Origin of the sequence: Gordonia cholesterolivorans (assembly GCF_039531975.1) — a bacterium.
Taxonomy (GTDB): domain Bacteria; phylum Actinomycetota; class Actinomycetes; order Mycobacteriales; family Mycobacteriaceae; genus Gordonia; species Gordonia sihwensis.
This window is the reverse complement of record NZ_BAAARB010000015.1, coordinates 74,647-97,795: the sequence shown is the minus strand read 5'-3', so window position 1 is coordinate 97,795 and position 23,149 is coordinate 74,647. Positions and strand designations below refer to the sequence as shown.

The following is a 23,149-nucleotide window of genomic DNA, read 5'->3' as shown; positions in this document are numbered from 1 at the left end:
GAACTATGACGCGCCGGCCGGGGAGCAGTGCTGGCCTGAGGATTCTGACAAGTTAGTGAGAACCCACAGGTGACAAGATCATGAGAAACCCCAGTTCGCGACTGACAAAGAGGATGAGATCCTACAGATCAGGCCGTGGCCCCTCCGGCGTCGGCACGGCGAGGTTGCGCCGACAGCGGCTGATCCGATGTCAGACTCGCCGGTGACCAGGCGAAACCGTCGGGATCGACGAATGCGTCGGCATCGGAACCGACGACGAGCCGATGCGAACCGCTGCCCTCCGGCGGCACACCCGCGTCCTTCGCCGCGGCCTTCCTGCCGTACAGGGCGAGGGTGACGGCGCCGTCGGCGGCCTCGAACTCGACGTACTTGCGGCCGTAGCTCTTCGCCACCGTGAGCCCGTGGTCGACGTAGAAGGCTTTGCTGGCGGTGATGTCGGAGATGCCGAGCAGCAGTACCAGGGAGTCGACCACGCGCAAGGGCGCACCGGTGGGCTTCTTCGACGACGCCGCGATCTTCCACAGGGTGCCGTCCGGTGCCTGAAGCACACCGCCGTATCCCCAGAACGACTTCTTGGCGGGCTTGACGACGCGCGCGCCCGCCGCGATCGCCGGTTCGATGAAGGAATCGACGACCGCGGGGCCGGCGACCACGAGAGAGATCACGAATCCGCGGAAGCCCGACGTCGGCGGCATGGCCTGTTCGAAGCGCAGACGGTCGCCGATCCCGAACGCCTCGTCGTAGAAGGACTTCGCCGCCTCGACGTCGGCGACTTGCAGGGTGAGTGTGTTGATGTTCGTCATACGACTGACGCTACGAGTGCACGGTTCGCGATGCTTCTCGAAAACTGCTCGATGGGGTGGGGCGGGTGGGCGGAGCGGGGCGGCGGTGGTGGTTTCGACTCGCTCCGCTCGCTCAACCAGCCTGAGAGGGCGCTCGCTCAACCAGCCTCAGGGAACCGCTCGCTCAACCAGCCTCAGGGAACCGCTTGCTCAACCAGCCTGAGAGGGCGCTCGCTCAACCGGCCTGAGAGGGTCCTCGCTCAACGAGCCGCGACTACCAGTCGGCCTCGTCGAAGACCACCATGCCGCGGATGTTGTGGCCCTCGAGCATGTCGTCGTAGGCCTTGTTGATCTCTTCGAGGCGGTAGGTCTGGGTGACGAGGTCGGCGAGGTTCAGCTTGCCCGCCCGGTACTCGTTGAGGAGCTTCGGCACCTGAGTGCGCGGGCCGGCGCCGCCGAAGATGGCCCCCTGCACCCGCTTCTGCATCAGCGTCAGATCGAAGAGGTTGAGTTTGACGTCCATCGCCTGGAAGTCGCCCATGCCGACCACCACGGTCTGGCCGCCCTTGGCGGTCATGGCCATCGCGGGCGCGATGTACTCGCCCTTGATCTCGCCGACGGTGAGGATGACCGTGTTCGCCATGGTTCCCCATGTCATCTCTCCGACCGCCGGGATCGCCTCCTCCATGCTCTCGAAGGTGTGCGTGGCGCCGAGCTTCTCGGCCATGTCTCGCTTGAACTTCACCGGGTCGACGGCGACGACGTGCCGGGCGCCGGCCGCACTGGCGCCCTGGACGGCGTTGATTCCGACTCCGCCGATGCCGACGACGACCACCGTGTCGCCGACCTTGGTTCCGCCGATCTCGGTGGCCGAACCCCAGCCCGTCGCGATGCCGCAGCCGAGGAGCGCGGCCTGCTGAAGCGGGATGTCGTCCTCGATCTTGACCAGTGACGCCTGGTTGACGGTGATGTACGGAGAGAAGGTGCCGAGCAGACACATCTGGGTGAGGCCCTCACCGTTCATCGTCACCCGGTGGGTCTTGTCGGAGATCGCCTTGCCGGTGAGCAGGCCGGCTCCCTCGTCGCAGATGTTCTGCTGGCCCCGCGAACACGGTCCGCACACACCGCAGGCGGGGATGAAAGCGGTGACCACGTGGTCGCCCTCCGCGAAACGAGTGACGCCCTCTCCCACCTTCACGACGACGCCCGCACCCTCGTGGCCTCCGACCACCGGCATCGGCGCCGGACTCTGGCCGGTCCGCAGGTGATGGTCGGAGTGACACAGTCCCGAACTGACGAGCCGGACCTGGACTTCACCCGCGACGGGGTCGCCCAACTCGACTTCTTCGATCTTCCAGTCCTCGTTGACACCGTGCAGAACCGCGGCCTTCGTCTTCATCGCGTCACGCTTTCTTCTCGACTGTGCCGCGCGTCACCTGCGCGCGGCTGACTCCATGGTACGTCGGACTCGGTGCCGTCAGGCGAGATTGGGCGTATCGGTGGTAACGACTGCGGATTCTTCCGCGATCTCCTGCGGGACGAGAGGTACTCGTCTGCGAACTGTCAGCGGCGACGCAGAGAATCGAGGCGATGAAGTTCAAGCGCGACCACCCCGTCATCGTCGGCGTGGTCTCCACTCTGCTCGCGGCGGCCGCGCTGCTCGGCGTTCTGCTGTGGCAAGCGGGGCCCGGCTCATCGCCGCACGGCGCACCGGCAGCGCACCGAAGCGACTCGACCATCACCCCGGCGGCGCATCGAGCCGTCGTCACGTCGGCCGAGCCCTTCCTCCAGCGCATCGCGTATCCGGCCGCGCACGCCGACCCCACTCAGAACTACGCCGACCTCTATCTGCCGACCGTCTCACCTGCCCACCCGAGGCTTCCGCTGGTGGTGCTGGTGCACGGAGGCGCCTGGGCGCGCGGTGTCGGTGCGCACAGCTTCGACCGTCTGGCACGCGACCTCACCGCCCGCGGCCTGGCCGTCTACAACGTGGAGTATCGGCGCCTGGGGAGCGGCGGCGGCTGGCCCGCCACGTTCACCGACCTCGCTGCCGCTCTCGACGATCTGCCCGCCGTGATCCGCGCGCATCCGCAGATCACCCTGCGGAACTCGGTGCTCGCCGGCCACAGCGCCGGCGCCCAACTCGCGGTGTGGTCCGCACTCCGCACTGCCGACGATCCTAGTCTCGGTCTCGGCCCTCCGCGCTGGCGGCCGTCGACGGTCATCAGCGTGTCCGGGCCGCTCGACATGGTGTTCTCCGCCACGCACGGCGACTCCCGTGTGATCCGCGCCCTCGGCGGACCGCCCAGCGCGGTCGCCGACCGCTACCGCGCCGTGGACCCGCTGGAACTGGCCACTGATGGCGACGAGGCGTCCGCGCCCGAGATCGTAGCGGTGCACGGCACTGCCGACCGACTCGTGTCGGCGGTCAACTCCGAACGATTCGTCGCCGAGTACCTGCTGCACCGGGGGCACGGTCGACTGCAACTGCTGCCCGGTGCGACGCACACATCGATGTTCGAGGCGCATTCGGCGGCCTACCGTTCACTGATCGACTTGATCGCCGCAGAAGCGCTTCGTCCATGACCGCTGGCGCAGCCGGCCGCCGCGCGTTGCGAATGGAAATCGCCGGGACGATCCCAGTAGCATCCGGCGTGTGAAGTCTGCTGGAACCGACGTTACGGCGGGACCGCCGACTCGACACAACGAAGACGCCGCCACCGGGAACACCTCCGGTTACCGGCCCGACCTCGACGGGTTGCGCGGCATCGCGATCTTCCTCGTCGCCGTCTTCCACGTCTGGTTCGGCCGCGTGTCCGGCGGCGTGGACGTCTTCCTCACGCTGTCCGGCTACTTCTTCGTCGCCTCGCTGCTCAAGCACGTGATCCGAACCCAGCCGGCCGATGTCTCCTGGCGCGCGGCGGTGGATCCGTGGCCCCGGCTGAGCCGGCTGCTGCGCCGCCTGCTTCCGGCGATGTTCCTGCTGCTCGCCTTCATCGCGGCAGGCGTCTGGTGGCTCATGCCGAGCACCCGCTGGGGTCCGCTCGGCGAGGAGATCATCGCCTCGGCCTTCTACTACCAGAACTATCACCTGGCCTTCCTCTCGCAGGACTACGGCGCCGCCGACTCCGCGATCAGCCCGATGCAGCATCTGTGGTCGATGTCGATGCAGGGCCAGTTCTTCGTTCTGACCCTCCTCACCGCGCTCGCCCTGGGCGGCCTCCTCAAATGGGGTGCCGCACGCTGGGAGGCACTGGCCCGCCCGAACGTGATCCGCGCGATCGTCGGGACGTCGCTGCTCGCGGTGACGCTCGTGTCCTTCGCCTGGGCCAACTACCGGCACGGGATCAACCAGCCGTTCAACTACTACGACACCGTGGCCCGCATGTGGGAGCCGCTGGCCGGCGGTCTGCTCGCCGTCTGGATGCCCAGGCTGCGCCTGACGAACTGGCTGCGCACGCTGCTGACGGTGTTCGCCGTCGCGATGATCGCCTCGTCCGGATTCTGGATCGCGGGCGTCCAGGAGTATCCGGCCGTCATGGCGCTGGTGCCGGTCGGATCGACGCTCCTGCTGATCTGGGTCGGTTCGTCGGCCACCGCGACGCGGGCGGTCCCCGGCAACGACCTGAGCCCCGGCGGCCTGGTCCTGGCCCACCCGTGGATCGTCTGGCTCGGTTCCATCGCGTACTCGCTGTACCTGATCCACTGGCCGCTGCTGATCTTCTACATGAACTGGCGATTCGTCGACGACGTGAACTTCGCCGAGGGCACCGCGATCCTGGTGGTCTCGGTGATTCTCGCCTGGTTGATGACGAAGTTCGTCGAGACGCCGCTGCGCGCGGGACGCGGCGGCGGCTTCTCGGCGGGCTACCGGCGCGGGCTCACCGCGATCCTCATCGTCGCCTCGGTCTTCGCCGTGGCGAGTGCCGGTTACTGGCAGCACCGCCAGAGTCAGATGATCGTCGACACCACCAATCTCGACCCCCGCGAGTATCCCGGTGCCCGAGCCCTCCTGGAGGGTGCGCCGAGTCCGGCCGTGCCGGTGGCGCCGTCGCCGGAGGCCGCCGCCGAGGACTGGCCGCTGAGCCACTGGGACCACTTCTCCAACTTCGGCGATCCCGCGATCAAGGTCGGCGTGTACGGCGATCCGCAGGGCGCGCACACCGTCGCCGTGGTCGGCGGCTCGCATTCCGAGCACTGGATGACCGCACTCGACAAGATCGGCAAGAACCGCGGTTTCCGCGTCACGACGTACATGAAGGCGGGCTGCGCGCTCTCGACCGAGGCCGAGGTGGAACTCGACGGCCGCACCCTCACCGAATGCAACGAGTGGTCGCGGGCGGTGGTCGACAAGCTGGCCGTCGACCGGCCCGACGTCGTCTTCACCACCGCCACCCGGCCCGCCCCCACCGGGCAGAACGGCGACGTGGTGCCGCGCGGCTACGTCGACTACTTCAAGGAGTTCCGCGACCGCGGGCAGAAGGTGGTCGCCGTACGCGACACCCCATGGGCGCACGGACCGCTCTCGCCTCCGGAGTGCATCGCTTCCGGCAAGCTGCCGCGTGTGTGCGGCGTGGAGCGGTCACGGGCGCTGTCGCCGGTGAACCCGGCCGACGCGCTGATCCCGGATTTCCCGAACATGACCTTCCTGGACTACAGCGACGGTTTCTGCAACGACACCTACTGCCCGGCTGTGGTCGGCAACATCCTGGTGTGGCACGACTACCACCACGTCTCCACCGCCTTCATGCGCAGCCTGGCGCCGTTCCTCGACCGTGACCTGCAGAAAGCCACCGGCTGGTGGTAGCGGGACCGACACCGGCCCGGCAGCGGGCACACAGTGAGTGCACAGGGTGGGCTGTTAGCGTGTCCGATTGATCCGCTCCCCCGCAACCGTGAGGTCACCCGATGTCGTCCACAGCTGTCCTCCCCGAGGCGGCTACCCCGACCGTTCCCGCCGTAGGCTCCGCGCCGCCGGCGCCGGCGCCGGCCAAACGCCCTTACCTGCATCACGTCGACCTGGTGCGCACGATGACCTTCGCCCTGGTCATCTTCGTGCACACGCTCACGTCGACGACCGCCGAGTTCACCAGCATGGGCACCAACGGGACCGCGCTGCTGTTCCACTCCACCCGGAACATCTTCTTCGCGCTCACCGGCTTCGTGCTCATGTACCAGTACCTCGACCGTCCCGACTTCCGCGCCACGTCGTTCTGGCGGCGCCGGATCAAGCTGGTCATCGTGCCCTACCTGGTGTGGTCGGTGCTGTACTGGACCATCGAGGGAATGTGGGCGAGCGGACGCCTCGGTGACGTCCCGGGCAGCCTGGACGAGTTGTTCGACCGCATCAAATGGGGGACGGCCGCCTACCACCTGTACTTCCTGTTCGTGATGCTGCAGGTGTACCTGTTGTTTCCGCTGATCCGCCGGCTGGTGGCGCGCACCCGCGGCCGGCACTGGTGGCTGCTCGGCGCGAGCGCGGCGCTCCAGATCACCGTCTTCAGTCTCATCTGCTACTGGACTCCGCCGACCGGGATGGCCGAGCTGTGGAGCCATCTGTACGCCACCGTGGTGCCCTACCAGCTGCTCATCATCCTCGGTGCGCTGGCCGCCGACCACCGGGAACGCGTCGGGCAGTGGCTGCGAGGGCGCGGCGAACTGCTCGGCTGGCTCCTGCTGGGCACGGGTCTGCTCGCCGTCGGCGCCTACGTGCACCGGGTGCTGTTCTCCGGTGCGCCGATCAACGATCCGGGCAGTCCGTTCGAGCTGACCTTGCTCCCGTTCATCGTGGTCGCGGCCATCAGCGTGTACGCGACGGGACTGCACTGGGCCACGTTCCACCGTGAGCGGACGCCGATCATGGCGAAAGTGGTCGCCTACGCGTCCAACCGGTCGTTCCCGGTGTTCCTGGTACACGTGATGGTGCTGTTCTTCCTGCTGCGCCCGGTCACCGACGACGGCCAGAAGTGGCTCGTCGCCCACATCCCGCAGCCGCTCGCGACGTTGACGGTGTACGTCAGCACACTGGCGATCTCGCTCGCCGTCGTCGAAGTACTGCGCCGACTCCCGGGGTCGCTGTACCTCACCGGACGCCCGCGGCTTCCGTTCCGGCCGACGATCTGACCCGCCGGACCGACCGTCGTCGGCGCGGCTCGGACTCAGTCGCGCAACCGGCACACCACGGCGGCAGCGTGGCCCGACCCGTTCGCGGTCACCAGCACCACCTCCGAGTGCCCGCCGGCGCGCGCGTCGATGAGCCCCTCGATCGGTGCGGCGGCGTGCGTCGACAGGCTCGTCGCCACGAACCGACGGCCGGCCGCGAGCCGGATGCCTCCGGGCGCCACGGCCACGATCGGCAGATCGTCGCCGACCGCGGTCAGCACCCGCTCGACTGCGGCATGCGTACCGTCCGAGTCGGCGCTCGACCGCAGAGCCGAACCGTTCCGGTCGCCGCGGCGGTGTCCCGGCTGCGGGGTGCCGGTGAGCACCGCGGCCGCTCCCGCGACCACCACCAGCACCGCGCCGTGCGTCTGCGCCAGCATCGACGATCCCACCGCGATCGACGACGGCACCCCGCAGCCGTCGTCGACCACATCGAGTGCGCGCACCGCAGGGGCTCCCCCGAGTCCCAGTTCGTCGCGCACCCGCTCGGCCGACCAGGTGTCGCCGGCCGGCGGCCTCACGTGGATCACCGCGACCACGTCGCGGACCTCGAGCCCCGCGTCGCCGAGCGCGGCGTGCGCCGGTCCGAGACGGCGGTCGTGCGACGCGCCGGTCGCGACCGCCAGACCCGAGACCCGGACCTGGCCGGCCGATGCGGCGGCCGCACTCGCGCCGCTGCGGGCGGGGTTGTCAGGCATGGACTCACGCTACGGCCGGCAACGGCGGCGATACGCCGTCCGAATGACCGCCGCAGCCCGCGGCTCAGCGGCGTGCGCGGACGGTGTCGATCACCGCGCGCGGCCGTGAGCCGAGCGCCTCGCGGAGCTGGTTGCGGACCAGGCTCAGCGGCGAGCAGCGGTCGCACGGCGCCACCACGCCCAGCGCGTCGACATCCCACGCGCGGCACAGCGTCACCGCGCGCGCCACGTGGAAGTTCTGCGTCACGATCATCGCGGAGCGGACGTCGTACATCGTCGCGGCCCGGCGGCATGTGGCGTTGGTGTTCACCCCGAGCGGATCGTCGACGATGCTCGTCGACGGCACTCCGTGGGCCTGGAGGTACGCGCGCATCACCCGTACCTCGTTGCCCGCGGAGTCGGCGTCGTTGCCGGATACGACGATGCGGTCCACGCGGCCGGACCGGTAGGCGTTCACCGCCACGTCGAGCCGCGGCCCGACGTAGTCGCCGACCTGCCCGTCGCGGACCTTGGCTCCGAGCACGATCATGGTGCGGGGCGCGTCGTCCGGGATCTCGGAGGCCTGCACCACTCGTCCCCGCGCGCCCACTGCCATCCACACCGACGCGATCGTGACGACCGCTTCGACAGCGATCACTGACAGCAGAATCACCGGAATCAGACGCCGGATCGCGGGGGAACGCAGGGGCACCGGTCCAACCTAGACGCAGCGCCGGCCACCCGGGCACACTGACCCGGTCCCGGGTCCCCCGGTCATCCCGACCGGAAGGCTGTCACAATCTCTCGCAAGCGGGACGCGCGGTCGCGCAGGGAGGGGAGACGCCGATGCAGTACATGCCGGTGACCGAGTCGATGTTCCTGATCGCCGAGACGCGAGATCAGCCGATGCACGTGGGCGGACTGCAACTGTTCGTACCCCGCGAAGGCCAGTCGGCCGAGGATCTGGCCGACGAGATATCCGAACGCTTCCACGCCGCGACCGACGTCTCGCCGATGTTCCTCAAGCGCCCGGCCACACCCGCCCAGATCGCCGGCTACACCGCGTGGACGCAGGACGACGAGGTCGACTTCGACTATCACATCAGACACATCGTTCTGCCCCGTCCGGGTGAGATCAAAGACCTGCTCCGCTACGTGTCGCTGAATCACGGCGCCCTCCTCGACCGCCGTCGCCCGATGTGGGAGATCCACATCATCGAGGGCTTGGCGGACGGCCGCGTGGCGCTCTACACGAAGGTCCATCATTCGATCGTCGACGGCGTCTCCGCCCTGCGCTTGCTGCAGCGCTCCCTCTCCACCGATCCCGACGACCGTTCCGGTACCGCCTTCTGGGATATGGAGCTGGTGCGTCGACGGCGCCGCCGGCGGCGGGAGCAACGGCCGCCGAAGGGCTCGTCGCGGTTGCTCGGTGCGGTGACGGGCGTGGCCGGAGCGATCGCCGACACCGCGGGCCAGGTGGTCGGCATGGCGCCGGCCGCCGCCCGGATCGCCGCCGCGGGCGTCTTCGACAAGGATTACGTGGCCCCGATGCAGATGGCGCCGTCGACGATCCTGAACCAGTCGATAGGCTCGGCGCGCCGCTTCGCCGCGCAGGACTGGCCGGTCACCAGGCTTCGCGCGGTGGCTCGGGCGCAGCAGATGACGCTCAACGACGTCATCCTCGCCATGTGCTCCGGAGCACTCCGCCGCTACCTGAGCGATCACGACGGCCTGCCCGACGAGTCACTGGTGGCGATGATGCCGGTGTCGCTGCACAGCGACGGAGACTCCGACGGGAACGCGGTCACCGCGATCACCGTGCGGTTGGCCACCGACATCGAGTCGCCCGCCGACCGGGTGGCTGCCATCAAGGCGTCCACCCACGGCGCCAAGAACGTGGTGCGCGGGCTCAAACCGCTGCAGGCTCTCGCCCTGGGCGCCGCGACCATCTGGCCGCTGGCCTTCGCGACGGTCCCCGGGTTCGTCGAGTACACACCGCGCGCGTTCAATCTGATCATCTCGAACGTTCCCGGACCGGAGGAGCCGCTGTACTGGAACGGCGCCCGGCTGGACGGCTCGTACCCGGTCTCCATTCCGATGGAGGGGCAGGCCATGAACATCACCGTCACGACGATCGGCGGCAAGGCCGGGTTCGGCGTCATCGGTGCGCGGGCCCAGCTGCCGAGCCTCCAGCGCATACTTGCCCACCTGGAGACGTCGCTGGCCGAGTTGGAGGCACTGCCTCCGGCACGGTGACCGGCAGCGCGAAGCCCGCCCCGCGGTGGCGGGGCGGGCTGTTGATCGCGCTACCGAGTCAGGTCAGTCCGCTGGTGATCAGTGCGACAGCCGATCCCGTCGCGAAGTACTCGGCGAGGCTCCGGCGGATTCTGCTCCAGCTGTTCATCATCGGACTGCTCCCTCCAACGCGGACGGTTTGCGACACCGTCATGCTAGTTCGCAGTGACGGTGGTCACAGCCAATCGCCCGAATCGGTCACGCCGCGGGCGCCTCGGCGGCCGGCGCGGAATCCGCGGTGTCAGCGACGATCTCGTTCGCGGACGGCTCAGCGGCGGGCTCCGACGACTGATCGTCGGAGGGCTGCTCGGCCGCTGAATCCTGCGACGGCTCGGCGGCGGGCTCGTCGGTGACGGCCGGCGCCTCGGCGGTCGGCGCAGGCTCGGGCGCGGCGTCGACCGCCGGGGCGGGCTCGGTGGCCGAGGACTCCCCGGACGGTGCCGTGGTCTCAGCGGAGGTGTTCTCAGTCGCGTCCGAACCAACGGTCGTCTGCGCCGAGTCCGCTGCCGCGGAGGTGCTCGTCGCCTGCACATCGGCGACCCGTGCCGCGGTCGATGCGGTGGACGGCTCGGTCACGGGCGGGGTCGGAGCCGACTTCTTGGCGAACAGGTCGGTCTCGATCCGCGGCCCATGGTCGGTCATCACGATACGAATGAGGTCTTGCGAGAAGGTCGGGATCACATTGCCGGTGAGGATGCCGGTCACCGAGTCCGGGAAGGGCGCCGGAATGCCGAGCGCACCCACCATGTCGAGCAGGGTCGTCATCGGCGCCAGCGGAGAGCCGAGCGTCAGCGAGAACGGATTCTTGATCGAGTAGACCACCGGCCCGTCGCCCTGCTGCGACTTCTGGAAGATGAACGCCACGCTGGTGCACGACGAGTAGTTCTTTCCGGTCTCCCCGTCGGTGACCTGCGCCTTTCCATACAGCGCGGTGCATACCACCGAACTCTTGGTCGGGTCCGGCGCGTTCGCGATGCCGTCGAGGAAACCAGTCGCCACCGCGACGCCGCCGAGCGCCGTGGCGGTCGCGTTCTCGCCCAGCCCCATCGCGATCGCGACGCCGAGCGGGAGTGCCCGGACCGAGGTCTCCGACACTCCCGCTCCGATCGACAGCCCCAGGCCGCCGGTGGCCCGCGAATCGGAGACCGCGCCGAGGCTGCCGACCGAGATGGCGCCGGACAGGAAGGCGTCGGCCTGCGCGTTGGCGGTGCCGCCGACGGCGAGCGCCGACGCCAGACCGGTGCCCGCGATCGTCGCGGCGCCCGGGTACGAGGTGCCGAACAGCGGCGCCAGGCTGATGGCAGTGGCCGAATTCATATCGGCGAGGTTCAGGCCCAGATCGGGCAGCACCAGGCCGATCAGGCCGTCGCCGATCTTCGCGAGCACCGCGGGGTGGGCAGCCCCGCAGTCGACGGTGTCGCCGACGGGGCTGGGCGCGGTCTGCTGCCCCGGCGCACACTTGTACGAGGGGAAATCCGGAAGGCCGTTCGCGGCGTTCGCCGGCGCGGCGCCGACTCCGCCCGCGAGGAGTGCGGCCGACGCCGCGACCGCGGTGAGGCCCGTCGTCAGACGGGTGCGTCGCTGCCGACGGCTTCGAGATCGGGTATCCATCGAGGTCACCTGGGACTCTTCTCTAATCGAAGGGAATGGCTCACACAGGAGCCCGGCACCCCCGTCGCGCGGGGCTGCCGCCTCCCGCCGCCGGACTCGTACCGAACGGTAACTTTCGAGTGATAAGCACCACTTTCAACCGATCAGGTGACACAGAATCACGGCACGAATTCGGCGTGTCGACTCAGATTCGTGCGCCTCAGCACACTCCCGACACGGACTGGACCCTCTTATTACTCGCGAGTAACATACCGGTGAACGGTAACCGTGACGGCCGATCTGCAGGCGAAGTTAGGCAAACCTTGGCAGACCCGAGCAGGGTCGAACCTTTACGGTAACCAGGGAATAAAGGTTGACGCGGAGTGCTATGACCCGAGCGCTTTGACGTCTTGGTACGACCTGGACAGAAAGGCCGGTACTTCCAGTGACGACGACTACCGCCGTGATCGGAACCATCGCCGTATTACTCAGCCTCGTATGCTGGGCGCTCTTCCTTCGCGGCGTGGGCACGATGGTCCGATCCATCGCCCAGGGCCAGAAGGTGGAGCCCTCGCGGTTCGCCTACCCCGGGAAGCGTTTCGCGACGATGATGAAGGAATTCGTCGCGCACACCCGCATGGTCAAGTTCCGCACCGTCGGCTGGGCCCACTGGCTGGTGATGTTCGGCTTCCTGATCGGCTTCGTCTTCTGGTTCGAGGCGTACGGTCAGATCTTCGATCCCGAGTTCCACTGGCCCGTCATCGGCGCCTGGAACATCTACATCTTCGCCGACGAGGTCCTGGGTCTGGCCACCGTCATCGGCATCGTGGTGTTGATGGTCATCCGTCAGCTGAACCATCCCCGCGTCCCTGCCCGGCTGTCGCGCTTCTCGGGCTCGCGGTTCGGCGCCGCCTACTTCGTCGAGGCAGTGGTCCTGATCGAGGGTCTCGGCATGATCTTCGTGAAGACCTTCAAGATCTCGTCGGGCATCGAGAACCCGCCGGTCTGGACCTCGTTCTTCACGCACTACTTCGCCCAGCTCTTCGAGGGCAGCTCCGTCTACTGGGTCACCGCCGCGGCCGTCGTCAAGCTGATGAGCGGCATGGTCTGGCTCGCCGTCGTCGGCCTCAACATCGACTGGGGTGTGGCCTGGCACCGCTTCGCGGCCTTCTTCAACATCTACTTCAAGCGTGAGAGCGACGGCGGCGTCGCACTGGGTGCGGCCAAGCCGATGATGAGCCAGGGCAAGGTCCTGGACATGGAGACGGCCGACCCGGACGTGGACGCGTTCGGCGCGGGCAAGATCGAGGACTTCAGCTGGAAGGGCTGGCTGGACTTCACCACCTGCACCGAGTGCGGTCGCTGCCAGAGCCAGTGCCCGGCCTGGAACACCGGCAAGCCGCTGTCGCCGAAGCTGATGATCATGTCGCTGCGCGACCACGGCCAGGCCAAGGCGCCGTACCTGTTCGCCGGCGGCCGCAAGGACATGGGCGGCGACGAGGTCGGCATCGTCGACGCCGACGGCAACGTCGACGAGGCCCGCCTGAACAAGGTCCCCGCGGCCGCTCGCGCCGAGGCCGAGCGCAAGCTGGTCGGCGAGTCCGAGGGCACCACCGGTGCCGTCATCGACGCCGAGGCTCTGTGGAGCTGCACCACCTGCGGCGCCTGCGTGGAGCAGTGCCCGGTGGACATCGAGCACGTCGACCACTTCATCGACATGCGCCGGTACCAGGTCCTCATCGAGTCGGACTTCCCGTCCGAGCTCGCGGGCATGTTCAAGAACCTCGAGAACAAGGGCAACCCGTGGGGCCAGAACGCCTCGCAGCGCACTGCCTGGATCGACGAGATGGACATCCACATCCCGGTCTACGGCCAGGACGTCGACTCGTTCGAGGGCTACGAGTACCTCTTCTGGGTCGGTTGCGCAGGCGCCTACGAGGACCGCGCGAAGAAGACCACCAAGGCCGTTGCCGAACTGCTCGACATCGCGGCCGTCGACTTCATGGTGCTGGGCCAGGGCGAGACCTGCACGGGTGACTCCGCTCGTCGTGCGGGCAACGAGTTCCTGTTCCAGATGCTGGCACAGCAGAACATCGACACCTTCGACGAGGTGTTCGCGACCGCGCCCGAGCAGCGCAAGAAGATCGTGGTGACCTGTGCGCATTGCTTCAACGCCATCGGCAACGAGTACCCGCAGGTGGGCGGCAAGTACGAGGTGGTCCACCACACCCAGCTGCTGAACCGGCTGGTCCGTGAGAAGCGTCTGGTGCCGGTCGCCGCACCGGCGGGCGAGCAGGTCACCTACCACGATCCCTGCTACCTGGGCCGCCACAACAAGGTCTACGACGCTCCGCGCGAACTGATGGAGTCCTCGGGCTCCACGCTCACCGAGATGCCTCGCCACGGCGAACGCTCCATGTGCTGTGGCGCCGGCGGCGCCCGGATGTGGATGGAGGAGCAGATCGGCAAGCGCATCAACGTCGACCGCGTCGACGAGGCGCTCAGCACGCTGAACTCCCGGCCGACCGACGCGGACGGCAACAAGCAGGTCCGCAAGATCGCGACCGGCTGCCCGTTCTGCCGCGTGATGCTCACCGACGGCGTGACCGCTCAGACCTCGGGCACCGAAGACGAGGGGCAGGTCGAGGTCGTGGACGTCAGCCAGCTGATCCTGGAGGGCGTCAAGCGCGGCCGTCCGGAGGTCAAGCGCGGAGGCAACTTCCTCGGGCCGATTCAGACCGAGCGCGCCCCCGAGCCCGAGCCGGTCGCCGCTGCGGCGAAGCCCGCAGCTCCGGCCGCCACCGCGGCCCCGGCCGAGGCGAAGCCCGCCGTGGGTCTTGCGCCGAAGAGCGGCGGGCTCAAGAAGCCGGGCGGACTCAAGAAGCCCGGCGGTGCCCCCAAGCCCGGCGGTGCCACGGCCCCGGCCGCACCGGCGGCGCAGACCACCCAGGCAGTTCCCGCCAAGGGGCTGGCCATGGGCGGCGGGCTGAAGAAGCCGGGCGGACTCAAGAAGCCCGGCGGCGCTCCCAAGCCGGGCGCGGCCAAGCCCGCGGCAGCGGCATCGGCGGCACCCGCGACCGACGACACTGCGACCGAGTCAGCGGCAACCGAGTCAGCGACGAGCGGGGCAGCGGCGCCGGTCGAGACCACGGCCACCGAGGGCAAGGCCAAGGGCTTCGGTATGGCCGGCGGGCTCAAGAAGCCCGGAGCCAAGAAGCCGGGCGCGGCCAAGCCCGCAGCCGCAGCACCGGCCGAGCCGACGGCTCCCGCGGCGACCGAGTCGGCTGCGACCGAGCCGGCCGACGAGGCCCCGGCCGATGCAACCGCCGCCGACACCGGCACGGCGGCCTCCGCTGCCGCTGCCACCACGTCGGGCACCGAGGGCAAGGCCAAGGGGTTCGGCATGGCCGCAGGCCTGAAGAAGCCGGGCGCCAGGAAGCCCGGCGCCCCGAAGGCTGCAGCGACGGCGGCGGCGCCCTCGGCCCCCGCGGGGACCGCACCCGTACCGGAGCCTGCTGCGCCGGAAGAGCCCGCCGCGCCGGCGGCCGGCGAGACCGCCGCTCAGACCGACGAGCCCGCCGAGGCTCCGGCTCCGGCGGCCGGCTCGTCCGACAGCCGGACGATCACCGAGACCGGTGCGTCGAAGGCCAAGGGCTTCGGTCTGGCCGCCGGGAAGAAGCGCCCCGGCAAGTAATTCCGGCAGGGAGTCGCCGAGGCGACGACCGCAGAACGATGGCGGCATCGGCCACCCCGAGGGGTGCCGACGCCGCCATCGTCGTCTGTGCGGTCTCGCCGCGGGCCCGTGCGGGCCGTCGGTTCAGCTGGAGGTTCCCGGCGTCGTGGTCGCCGATCCCGACTGGCCCGGCGTCTGCTGCCCGGGAGTCTGGTTCTGATCGGGGGTCTGGTTCTGCTGCCCCGGCGTCTGGCCGTCGCCGTTGGCCGATCCCGGCGGCATCATGCGCCACCGCTGACCACCGAGGCCGTTGCGCTCCTGCCCCATGAATCCGCGCATGGTCGCTCCGCGCTCGTATCGCGCCTCGTTCTGCCTGTGGTGGCCGCCGGTGTGGTCACCCGTGACGTAGCCGGCACCGAAGGCGAGTCCCAGACACGCGATGGCTCCGACAACCGCTCCCCCGACGAGCCACTTGCGCCGCACCTCGACGGTCTGCGGGCCGGTGGATGCCGGAGCCGCGACCAGAGGCGGCCGGTGATGGGCCGCCCCGGGCTGTCCCGGCGCGGCCGCCGGGTCGGCGGGCGGCGTTCCGGCGACCGGTGCGATCGGCTCGGTCGGGGCCGTGGTGCTCGTGGGGTCCGGTCCGGCCTGCGGGTCGGGCTGGTGGTCGGCTTGGGGCTCGGTCTGCCCGCCGGGGGCCTCCGAGTCGTCGTGCTGGGGTCGGTTGGGGTCAGTCATCCTGGTCGATCCTCGTGTCCGGTGGCGACGCAGTCATCGCCGTCGACCATCGAGGGAACCCGCCGAATCTGTGAGGTCGCTGGGACGCCCGTACCGGTTCGCTTCGGGTTCGGCGAGGCGCGGCCCGCACCGATACCGCCCTCACCCGCACGGCGCTCAGCCGGCGAAGCTCACCTGATAGATCACTGTCGAGGCCCCGGCCGATGCCGTCGACGACAGTCCCACGTTGACCCACAGTTGCCTGCCGTCGACGTCCTTGCTCAGCAGCACCGACTTCGACTGGGGGTCGTCGACCCGGGAGGACTCCGCGAAACCGGCATCGGTGAGCTTCGTGACCGCGTTGGTCAACGGGTTGCCGTCGGAGGCGTGCGCTTGCACCGTGACCTGCCACTGGGGCGATTCGCCCGATGCGGTGAGCACCGCTCCGTCGACCATCGGCACGTCTGATTCGGGGAAGTCGGACGGCAGCGCGACACCCGGCCGCGACGGCTCGTCATCGGAACCGCATGCGACGAACAGCGCACCCGCACACACCATGATCAGCGCTGCTGCCAGCAGTCTGCGAAAATCCTTCATATCGAAAACGGTAAGGTAGACCTCAAGTTCTCGTCACCACGACACCCCGCCCGCCCGTCCTCGACACAAGTCGGAGTGCCATTTTGATCCTGGTATTGATCGCCCTGGCCGTCAGTGCGCTCATTTCACCACCGATCATCAAGACTCTCGGCTCCCGCGGTTTCTACGTCCTGGCGCTCGCTCCGGCGGCCGGGCTGGCATGGGTGGTCGCCAACTGGCCGGCCCCGGGCGCACCGCCCCGCGTGGAGACGATCGAGTGGATCCCCAGCCTGCAGATGGACATCGTGCTGCGGTTCGACACTCTGTCGGCCGTCATGTCGGTGCTGATCCTGGGCGTCGGCGCACTGGTGCTGATCTACTGCGCCAACTACTTCCAGCAGATGCGCCGGAGAGTCGCGGTCTTCGGCGGCGAACTCGTGGCCTTCGCAGGCGCGATGTTCGGCCTCGTCGTCAGCGACAACACGCTGGTCATGTACGTGTTCTGGGAGGCGACGACGGTCCTGTCGTTCATGCTCGTCGGATTCAACACGGTTCGCGCCACCTCGCGCCGCGCCGCGACCCAGGCCCTGCTGGTCACCACCTTCGGCGGGCTGGCGATGCTCGTCGGCATCATCATGCTGGGCGAGCGGACCGGAAGCTACCTGCTGTCGGACCTCGTCGCCCATCCGCCGGCCGGCAGCGTCTACATCGACGTCGCGGTGATCCTGGTGCTGATCGGCGCCCTCTCGAAGTCGGCCATCGTCCCGTTCCACTTCTGGCTTCCCGGCGCGATGGCCGCTCCCACCCCGGTCAGCGCATACCTGCACGCCGCGGCCATGGTGAAGGCGGGCGTGTACCTCGTGGCGCGGCTCGCACCGGCCTTCGCACCCCTTCTGAGCTGGCAGATACCGGTCATCGGACTCGGTCTGCTCACGATGGTGCTCGGCGGATGGCGATCGTTGCGCGAACTGGACCTCAAACTCGTCCTCGCCTTCGGCACGGTGTCGCAGCTCGGTTTCATCACCGTGCTGGTGGGTGTGGGCGACGCCAACGTCGCAATGGCCGGCCTGGCCATGGTGATGGCGCACGCGATGTTCAAAGCGTGCCTGTTCATGGTGGTCGGCATCATCGACAAGTCCACCGGAACCCGCGACATCCGCAAGCTCGCACGCCTCGGCGCACGACTGCCCGGGCTCGCCGCGGTCGCCGCGGTGGCCGGCGCCAGCATGGCCGGCCTGCCGTTCACCTTCGGCTTCGTCGGCAAGGAGACCGCCTTCGGCAGCGTCTGGGACACCGGCGCGCTCTCCCCGATGCAGCGGCACGCAGTCGACGTGGTGCTGCTGGTGGGTTCGGTCATCACGTTCGCGTACACCACGCGCTTCCTGTGGGGCGCGTTCGGACGCAAGGTCCGCCGCCTGCCGACCAGGGCCGTCGCACAGCTCGACCAGCCCGCCGTCATGTTCCTCGTCCCTCCGGCACTGCTGTCGGCGGCCGGCGTGGTCGCGGCGTTCGCGTCGGGATGGATCGGCTCGCTGTTCGAGCCCTATGCGCAGTCGCTGCCCGCCTACGGCGAGGAGATCGAGCATCTCGCGCAGTGGCACGGCTTCGGTCTCCCGGTCGTCTTCTCGATCATCGTGGTCGCCGGCGGCGCCGGCCTGTTCCTGTTCCTGCGTGCGCGCCGCGCGCACGTCTTCGTTCATCCGCCGCGGCTCAACGCCGACCGGATCTACGACGGCGCGCTGCGCACCGCCGACACCGTCTCCCTCTGGGTCACCCGCAACACCCAACGCGGTTCACTGCCCATCACCCAGGGCGTGATCCTCTCGACCGCGGTGATCCTGCCCGTCAGCGTGTTGTTCCTGGGACGCAGGCAGTCGCTGCACCTGGCGGGATTCGACACCGTCGAAGAGATCGTCATCGGCTTCGTGATGGTCGCCGCGGCGATCGCGACGGCCGTGCTGCGCAACCGCCTCGCCGGCCTGCTGACCCTCGGCATCACCGGATACGGCTGCGGCGCCCTGTTCGCCATGTACGGCGCCCCGGATCTCGCCCTGACCCAGTTTCTGGTGGAGAGCCTGACACTGGTCGTGTTCGTGCTGGTCCTGCGCAAACTTCCGTCGGAGGCGACCCCGAAGCTGCGCACCGGTCATCGCCCCATCCGCATCGCGATCTCCGTCGCCTTCGGTGCGATGCTGGTGGTGATCGGGCTGTTCGCCGCAGCGGCACGGTCCACCGAGCCACTGCACGTCTACCTCGGCGACGCCGCGTACGAGTTCGGTCACGGAGCCAACGCGGTCAACGTCCTGCTCGTCGACATCCGCGCCTGGGACACCCTCGGCGAGATCTCCGTCCTGATCGTCGCGGCGACCGGAGTGGCCTCGATGGTGTTCCGGAGCCGCCGGTTCGGCGCCGTCCCCCGGGTCACCGACTCGGCACTCGCTCAGCGCCGCAACGGGGACGACGCCGCACACGGACGCACCACGTGGCTGCGCGGCAGCGAGATGCGTGATCCGGCGCAGCGGTCGCTGATCCTCGAGGCCACCACGCGGCTCGTCTTCCCGACCCTGGTGGTGCTCTCGGTCTACTTCTTCTTCGCCGGACACAACGCACCGGGAGGCGGGTTCGCCGGCGGTCTGGTGATGGGCCTGGCGCTGGTGCTCCGCTACCTCGCGGGCGGCCGCTACGAACTCGGCGAGGCGATGAGAGTGGAGGCAGGCACCATCCTCGGCGCCGGGCTCGCGATCTCGGCGACCACCGCGGCGGTGTCCCTGGCGCTCGGTGCTCCGGCGCTCTCGTCCGCCGTCATCGATCTGAGCCTGCCGGTCTTCGGCGAGTTCCACATCGTCACCGCCCTGTTCTTCGACCTCGGCATCTACCTGATCGTGGTGGGGCTGGTCCTGGACATCCTCCGGAGCCTCGGCGCCCGGCTCGACGTGGCCGACGCCCCGCCGGAGCCCGCCGAACCGGCCGCTCCCGAGCCCGAGGAGGTGAGGTGATGTCGGTGAACCTGGGCCTGTTGATCGTGGCCGGAGCCATGGCCGCCGCGGGCGTCTACCTGCTGACCGAGCGCAGCCTCATCCGCATGCTGTTCGGCCTGCTGCTGGCGGGCAACGCGTTGAATCTGATGATCCTCGTCCTCGCCGGGCCGCCCGGCCATCCGCCGATCCGCGGGCGCGAATCCGACGGGGCGAGCTTCGACACCGACCCGCTGGCGCAGGGAATGATCCTGACCGCGATCGTCATCACCTTGGGCATCGCGGCCTTCGTCCTGGCCGTCACCTACCGGCTCTTCAAGATCAATCAGGCCGCCGAGGAGGAGAAGCTGCCGCCGGGTGCGGAGGCAGCGACCGACGACGAACTCGGCGACGACGAGGAAGACATCAAGATCCTCACGGGAACACCCGAGTCCCAGCCCGATCGCGATCTCAGCGACGATCCGGCCACCGGCGCCGACACCGTCGCGGGCGACCTGTTCGACAAGTACGGCAACCCGCTGACGCCGGAGGAGTTCATCGCGGCGCACCTCAACGTCCACGAGCCGGACCTGATGCCCGAGGACGCCGAGGTCCTGGAGTACCTGCCTTACGACGGCGACGAGATGCCGCGGGACGCGGACGAACCGAACGACGACGAGCACGCGAAGGGGGCACGATGACGCCGCAGACGTCCTGGATCCCGGTCCTCATCGTGCTGCCGACGATGGTTCCGTTGCTGGCGGCCGCCGTGACGCTGCTGGCCGGCCGGAGCCCCACCATCCAGCGCGCGGTCTCGGTGTCCGCCATCGGCGTCGCGCTGATCGCGTCCGGCCTGATGCTCTACCTCACCAGCGCTCACGGGACCTTCGCGGTCAACGTCGGCGGCTGGGACGGCCGCGGCATCGCGGGTACGCCGCTCGGCATCACCTTGGTGGTCGACCGCCTCGCGGCACTGATGCTGGTCATCTCGCTGACCGTGCTGCTGTGCGTCGTGGTCTACGCGATCGGGCAGGGCATCAGGGACGGAACCACCGAGCAGCCGGTGTCGATCTTCCTGCCGACCTATCTCATCCTGACCGCGGGCGTCTGCAATTCGTTCCTCGCGGGCGACCTGTTCAACCTGTACGTCTCGTTCGAGGTGCTCCTCGCGGCGAGCTTCGTCCTGCTCACCCTGGGCGCCAGCGCCGAGCGCGTGCGAGCCGGCGCGTCGTACATCATGGTGTCGATGGTGTCGTCGCTGATCTTCCTGGCCGGCATCGCCTTCGCCTATGCGACCACCGGAACCCTCAATCTCGCCGAGATGGCCGTCCGGCTCGACGACGTGCCCGACGGCACCCGCAACGCGCTGTACGCGGTCCTGCTGGTGGCCTTCGGCATCAAAGCGGCCGTGTTCCCCCTCTCGACGTGGCTTCCCGACTCCTATCCGACCGCTCCGGCCCCGGTGACCGCGGTGTTCGCGGGTCTGCTGACGAAGGTCGGCGTGTACGCGCTGATCCGCACGCACACCCTGCTGTTCCCCGGCGGATCGATGGACAACGTGCTCATGATCGCGGGACTGCTGACCATGCTCGTCGGCATCTTCGGCGCCATAGCGCAGTCGGACATCAAGCGACTGCTGTCGTTCACACTGGTGAGCCACATCGGCTACATGGTGTTCGGCATCGCCGTCGGTTCCGAGCTGTCCACCTCGGCGGCGATCTTCTACGTCGCCCACCACATCCTCGTGCAGACCACGCTGTTCCTGGTGGTGGGACTGATCGAACGGCAGGCGGGGTCGGCGTCGCTGCGGCGCCTCGGCGGACTCATCGCGAGTCCGCTGCTGGCCGGGCTGTTCCTGATCCCGGCGCTGAATCTCGGCGGTATTCCGCCGTTCTCGGGATTCATCGGCAAGGTCGCGCTGCTGGAGGCCGGTGCCCAGGACGGATCGGTGCTGGCGTGGGTGCTGGTCGCCGGGTCGGTCGTCACCAGCCTGCTCACCCTGTACGTGATGGCCCGTATCTGGACCAAGGCGTTCTGGCGGGCCCGCGCCGACGCGCCCGACGGCGCCATGGCGTCGAGCACCGCGTCCGCGCTCATCGAAGAGGGCACCGACGTCCTGCTCGAGGAACGCGAGGACGTGGGCCGGATGCCGGTGGCCATGGTGCTGCCCACGATGGCGATGGTGGCCGCCGGTCTGGCGCTGACGCTGTGGGGCGGGCCCATCTTCCACTTCACCGACGACGCCGCACACGGCGTCCTCGACCGCAGCGAGTACATCTCGACGGTTCTGCACGGGCCCGACCCCGCGCACGCCACCGACGGAGGCCGGCCATGAGCAGCACGCCGTTCCCAGACAAGCCGCACGCGAAACCCGTCGGAAAGCGCCCGGTGGCCGCATTCTTCGGCAACCTGTGGCGGGTCACCCTGGTGCACCTGGCCTGGCCCGCGGTCCGGACCTACGTCTGGCTGAACGAGAACCTGCACGCACCGGCCTGGGCCGGCGGCTCGCTGCGCGAGTTCGGCCTGCGACTGTGGGGCTTCGCCTGGCTCACCTTCGTCTGGGTGCTTCTCTGGGGCGACGTCACCTGGGCCAACATCGTGGTCGGCGCGTTGATCGCCCTGCTGGTGATGGTCCTGCTGCCGCTGCCGCGGGTGCCGGTGGAGGGTCGGTTTCACCCGCTCTCGGCGCTCAAGCTCGTCGGCACGATGATCTACAACTTCTTCCTCTCCAGCGCTCAGGTGGCGTGGGCCGCGGTGAAGCCGGGCGATCCGCCGCTCGGTGCGGTGGTCCGCGTGCACATGGCCATCAAATCCGACCTCACGCTCACGCTGGCCGTCGACTACATCAACCTGGTGCCCGGCACCATGGTGGTCGAGATCGATCAAGACCAGCGGATGCTGTACATCCACGTCTTCGACGTGCGCAAACAGAAGTACATCGACGAGTTCCTGAAGCAGATGGCCTACGTGGAGCGACAGTTCATCAAGACCTTCGAGCGCGACGACGAGTGGCATCCGAGTCCGTTCCACGGAATCGACGACGATTACCATCACGTCCCGTTCGCCGACCGCCGTCGGGTGGTCGAGCAGGAGCGCTCACGGAAGGAGAAGGCATGACCGTCGTCTGGATCATCAGTGCCGCGATGCTGCTCACCGCCGTGCTCCTGACCGTCTATCGCACGCTTCGCGGGCCCTCGACCCTCGATCGGCTCGTCGGCGTGGACGCGCTGGTCGCCATCGCGATCTCCGGTCTGTCGGTGTGGGTGGCCTACACCACCGACACCACCGTGGTCCCGGGCATCGTGGCGCTGAGCCTGGTGGGTTTCATCGGGTCGATCGCCGTGGCCCGTTTCCGAGTGAGGGACGACCAGTGATCCTCGACGTCGTGGCCGCGGCGCTGATCCTGCTCGGCTCGCTGCTGGCCCTCACCGCCGCCATCGGGATCGTCCGATTCCCCGACACGCTGAGCCGGATGCACGCCGCGACCAAGCCTCAGACGTTCGGCATGATCCTGGTGCTCGCGGGCACCTTCATCAGGCTCGACAGCCACCCGGACGGCGGAATGCTGGTCCTGACCGGCTTGTTCGCACTCATCACCGCGCCGGTGGTCGCCCAGCGCGTCGGCCGCCTCGTGTATCGCGAGCAGGCCCTGGGGGAGGACGTGCTGGACGAGGACGAACTGTCCTCGCGAAACGGCGGGTAGCGCCACCGCGGTCGCGGACG

18 protein-coding genes are annotated in these 23,149 nt (G+C 68.8%); 11 read left to right on the top strand and 7 right to left on the bottom strand.

What is annotated here, in order from left to right; genetic code table 11:
- Positions 1-128: 128 nt before the first annotated feature.
- Positions 129-803, bottom strand: coding sequence for a VOC family protein (locus ABFX36_RS13955; protein ID WP_045540223.1), 675 nt, complete (start codon positions 801-803; stop codon positions 129-131).
- A 253-nt stretch (positions 804-1,056) separates the two neighbouring features.
- Positions 1,057-2,181: an NDMA-dependent alcohol dehydrogenase gene (locus tag ABFX36_RS13950; RefSeq protein WP_006898017.1), complete on the bottom strand. Its 1,125-nt coding sequence runs from the start codon at positions 2,179-2,181 to the stop codon at positions 1,057-1,059.
- 191 nt (positions 2,182-2,372) lie between these two features.
- Here ABFX36_RS13950 and ABFX36_RS13945 point away from each other — a divergent pair, with 191 nt between their 5' ends.
- The 3 genes from ABFX36_RS13945 to ABFX36_RS13935 all read left to right on the top strand — a co-directional run bounded on the left by ABFX36_RS13945 (position 2,373) and on the right by ABFX36_RS13935 (position 6,905).
- Complete coding sequence (locus tag ABFX36_RS13945) at positions 2,373-3,368, top strand: alpha/beta hydrolase family protein (protein ID WP_045540221.1); 996 nt, start codon at positions 2,373-2,375, stop codon at positions 3,366-3,368.
- A 70-nt stretch (positions 3,369-3,438) separates the two neighbouring features.
- Positions 3,439-5,589, top strand: a complete 2,151-nt coding sequence (locus tag ABFX36_RS13940) for an acyltransferase family protein (RefSeq protein WP_045540219.1) — start codon at positions 3,439-3,441, stop codon at positions 5,587-5,589.
- Positions 5,590-5,690: 101 nt separating this feature from the next.
- Positions 5,691-6,905: an acyltransferase gene (locus tag ABFX36_RS13935; protein ID WP_045540217.1), complete on the top strand. Its 1,215-nt coding sequence runs from the start codon at positions 5,691-5,693 to the stop codon at positions 6,903-6,905.
- A 35-nt stretch (positions 6,906-6,940) separates the two neighbouring features.
- Here ABFX36_RS13935 and ABFX36_RS13930 read toward each other — a convergent pair whose 3' ends face one another.
- Positions 6,941-7,642 carry a hypothetical protein gene (locus ABFX36_RS13930; RefSeq protein ID WP_062366477.1) on the bottom strand — a complete coding sequence of 234 codons (702 nt, stop codon included), beginning with the start codon at positions 7,640-7,642 and terminating at the stop codon, positions 6,941-6,943.
- A gap of 64 nt (positions 7,643-7,706) precedes the next feature.
- Positions 7,707-8,333 carry a SanA/YdcF family protein gene (locus tag ABFX36_RS13925; protein WP_278125206.1) on the bottom strand — a complete coding sequence of 209 codons (627 nt, stop codon included), beginning with the start codon at positions 8,331-8,333 and terminating at the stop codon, positions 7,707-7,709.
- A gap of 134 nt (positions 8,334-8,467) precedes the next feature.
- Between ABFX36_RS13925 and ABFX36_RS13920 the strand changes: the two genes are divergently transcribed.
- Positions 8,468-9,877, top strand: a complete 1,410-nt coding sequence (locus tag ABFX36_RS13920) for a WS/DGAT/MGAT family O-acyltransferase (protein WP_278125208.1) — start codon at positions 8,468-8,470, stop codon at positions 9,875-9,877.
- A gap of 237 nt (positions 9,878-10,114) precedes the next feature.
- On the opposite strand, the gene ABFX36_RS13915 is transcribed toward ABFX36_RS13920, so the two are convergent.
- A complete protein-coding gene (locus ABFX36_RS13915; RefSeq protein WP_346076807.1) occupies positions 10,115-11,527 on the bottom strand; it encodes a hypothetical protein in 1,413 nt (470 codons plus the stop codon).
- 424 nt (positions 11,528-11,951) lie between these two features.
- On the opposite strand from ABFX36_RS13915, the gene ABFX36_RS13910 reads away from it, so the two are divergent.
- Positions 11,952-15,200 carry a (Fe-S)-binding protein gene (locus ABFX36_RS13910; RefSeq protein WP_346076805.1) on the top strand — a complete coding sequence of 1,083 codons (3,249 nt, stop codon included), beginning with the start codon at positions 11,952-11,954 and terminating at the stop codon, positions 15,198-15,200.
- Positions 15,201-15,323: 123 nt separating this feature from the next.
- On the opposite strand, the gene ABFX36_RS13905 is transcribed toward ABFX36_RS13910, so the two are convergent.
- Positions 15,324-15,917: a hypothetical protein gene (locus tag ABFX36_RS13905; protein ID WP_346076803.1), complete on the bottom strand. Its 594-nt coding sequence runs from the start codon at positions 15,915-15,917 to the stop codon at positions 15,324-15,326.
- A gap of 156 nt (positions 15,918-16,073) precedes the next feature.
- Entirely contained in the window at positions 16,074-16,493 is a 420-nt protein-coding gene (locus ABFX36_RS13900; protein WP_006898007.1) for a hypothetical protein, read from the bottom strand.
- A gap of 83 nt (positions 16,494-16,576) precedes the next feature.
- On the opposite strand from ABFX36_RS13900, the gene ABFX36_RS13895 reads away from it, so the two are divergent.
- Genes ABFX36_RS13895 through mnhG form a run of 6 tightly spaced genes read left to right on the top strand, consistent with a single transcriptional unit; the run spans position 16,577 to position 23,129 of the window.
- Entirely contained in the window at positions 16,577-19,468 is a 2,892-nt protein-coding gene (locus ABFX36_RS13895; RefSeq protein WP_346076801.1) for a Na+/H+ antiporter subunit A, read from the top strand.
- Positions 19,468-20,127 carry a Na(+)/H(+) antiporter subunit C gene (locus ABFX36_RS13890; RefSeq protein ID WP_062366465.1) on the top strand — a complete coding sequence of 220 codons (660 nt, stop codon included), beginning with the start codon at positions 19,468-19,470 and terminating at the stop codon, positions 20,125-20,127. Before ABFX36_RS13895 ends, ABFX36_RS13890 begins: the two co-directional genes overlap by 1 nt.
- Positions 20,124-21,761, top strand: coding sequence for a Na+/H+ antiporter subunit D (locus ABFX36_RS13885; RefSeq protein WP_278125215.1), 1,638 nt, complete (start codon positions 20,124-20,126; stop codon positions 21,759-21,761). Before ABFX36_RS13890 ends, ABFX36_RS13885 begins: the two co-directional genes overlap by 4 nt.
- Positions 21,758-22,543, top strand: coding sequence for a Na+/H+ antiporter subunit E (locus tag ABFX36_RS13880; protein WP_346076798.1), 786 nt, complete (start codon positions 21,758-21,760; stop codon positions 22,541-22,543). Before ABFX36_RS13885 ends, ABFX36_RS13880 begins: the two co-directional genes overlap by 4 nt.
- Positions 22,540-22,800 (top strand): monovalent cation/H+ antiporter complex subunit F, encoded by a 261-nt coding sequence (locus tag ABFX36_RS13875; RefSeq protein WP_006898002.1) that lies wholly within the window; start codon positions 22,540-22,542, stop codon positions 22,798-22,800. Before ABFX36_RS13880 ends, ABFX36_RS13875 begins: the two co-directional genes overlap by 4 nt.
- Positions 22,797-23,129: a monovalent cation/H(+) antiporter subunit G gene (mnhG, locus tag ABFX36_RS13870; RefSeq protein ID WP_006898001.1), complete on the top strand. Its 333-nt coding sequence runs from the start codon at positions 22,797-22,799 to the stop codon at positions 23,127-23,129. Before ABFX36_RS13875 ends, mnhG begins: the two co-directional genes overlap by 4 nt.
- The last annotated feature ends 20 nt before the right edge of the window (positions 23,130-23,149 follow it).